The organism is Pseudomonas sp. 1152_12, from assembly GCF_052850675.1.
In genome coordinates this window covers 1-2,245 of record NZ_VXCW01000040.1, presented here as the reverse complement: position 1 = coordinate 2,245, position 2,245 = coordinate 1, and the positions used below count along the sequence as shown (strand labels likewise).

Genomic DNA, 2,245 nt, shown 5'->3' with positions numbered 1-2,245 from the left:
GCTGCGCTGGTCAAGGCCGGTGATGCTGGCGCTAAGGGCTTGGTTGCTGGCGATCTGGCCGTCAAAGCGGTTATCCACCTGCCCCGCCGTCAGGTCCAGGCGCTCGACACTGAAGAGGCGCCCGCTGTTCTGGTTGTTCAAGCTGGCGGTGGTGACGCGCACGGCGCCGTCGCCGATCAGCTTGCCGCCACGGTTATCGAGGCTAGCGCTGTTGAGGGTCAGCGCCATGGCACTGAGCAATTCGCCGTTGCGGTTGCTGATGGCGCCGCGGGTGGTCAATTGCTGCGCCGCGCCGCTGCTCAGGCGGCCGCCGTCGTTATTGAGACTGGCAGACTGCTGGATCAGGTTCGCGTCGCTGCGGATTACGCCTTGCTGGTTGCTCAACTGACCAGTGAGAACCGCACTCAGGTTACCTTTGGCATACACACTGCCCTGGTTGCTGTTGTCAAAATCCCCCGCATTGATATCCACCGACTGTTGCCCGGAAATGACGCCCTTGAGCTGGTTATTCAGGCGCGCCAGGGTCAGTTGCAGAGTGCCGTTGGCCAACAGGCGGCCGCCATCGCTGTTGTCGAAATCAGTCCCGGTAACGCTCAAGTCACCGACGCTGGACACTTCTCCGGCACGGTTGTCCAGGCTGGCGGTGGTCAGGTCCAAGGCCTGGCCGCTGATCACACGCCCGTTGCGGTTGGTCAGCGCGTCGGCGTTGTTGAGCGTGAGCTGCTTGTCGCTCTGGATAAGGCCGTTGCGGTTGTCCAGCGCGGTACTGCTCAAGCGCAGGTCCGCGCCGAGGATTTCGCCCTGCTGGTTGTCGAGTGTCGTGCCGACCTGAGCGACCAGTGCGTCGCGGGCCTTGAGTGCACCTTGGGCATTCACCAGGCGGTCGGCGGACACGTCCAGTGCACGGGCGTTGATCAAGCCCTTGGTATTGTCCAGCGCCTGGGCGATACGCACGATCAGCCCTTGTTCACTGAGCAACTGGCCGGCGCGGTTATCGAGGCTGTCGGCGGTAACGCCCAGCGCCTGGGTGCTGGAGATTTCCCCGCCCTGGTTGTTGACGCCGGCGAGGTTGTTCAGCAACAACGCGCCCGGGGCGTGGATCAAACCGCCTTGGTTGTTCAGGTGGCTGCGGTTGAGGTCCAGGCTCACCAATGCCTGGCTGTAAAGGCTGCCTTGGGTGTTATTCAAACCGTCGATGACCGACAGGCTCAGTTGCTGCTTGCCCGTCAGGCTGCCCTTGGCGCTGTTGTCGATGCTGCCTGCCGTCACCTGCACGTTGTTCGCGCTGAACAGGCCGGTCACGTTCAGCAGTTGCCCGGCGATACGCGCCTTAAGGTGTTCATCACTGCTGAGCTTGCCGGCGCTGTTGTTCAGACTGCCCGCGTTGATGTCCAACGTCGAACCGGCAAACAGCGTGCCTTGGCGGTTGTCGATGGCATCGCGGCTGGCGAGGTTCAGTCGCGTGTCGCCCTGAAGCAGGCCCAAGCGATTGTCCAGTGAACCGACGGCCACCGAGGAATCACGCGCCAGCAGCTTTCCGCTGCCGTTATCCAATGCCCCTTCTACCTGCAGCACCAACGCATCACCGGCACTGACCGTACCGCCCTGGTTACCCAGGGTGGCGGCCTGAACATCCAGGGTTTTGGCCGAAACCAGCCCCTGGGTGTTATCCAGGGCGCGGGCGATGCGCAGCGTCAAGCCTTGCTCGCTGAGCACCTTGCCGGCGCCGTTGTCGAGGCGGTTGGCAGCCAGGGTGAAGGCCTGCGTGCTGGAGATTTCGCCTTGGCGATTATCCACCTCGTTGAGGTTATTCAGGGTCAGTTGGCCGCTGGTGTTGAGCACACCGCTGCGGTTATCCAGACGACCTTGGTGCAGGTCCAGGGCCAGGCCCGTGCTGCTAGAGATCCGGCCACCGGCGCTGTTATCCAGCGCCCCGGCGTTGACCTGCGCGGCTTGACGCGCCGTGATCCGACCGCTCTGATTGTTGATCCGGCCTGTGGTGTTGAGGCTCAACGACTGCGCGGCCGATACCAGGCCCGCAACATTGTCCAGCGCCGCCAGTTGCAGCGTGACCTGCGCCTGGCTCGACAATTCGCCACTGCGGTTGACCAGTTGCCCGATGCCCGCCGTGAGGTTGCCGGTGCTGGTGACGAGGCCACCTTGGCTGTTGAGCAGTTGATCGGCAGTTAGTGCGAGGCTACCTGCGCTGAGGATGCGGCCTTGGTTTTGGTTGTCGACTTGAGTG

1 pseudogene is annotated in these 2,245 nt (G+C 63.1%); it reads right to left on the bottom strand.

From position 1 onward, the window contains the following. Nucleotides 1-2,245, bottom strand: a pseudogene (locus FW764_RS28005) (hemagglutinin repeat-containing protein); the annotation flags it as partial.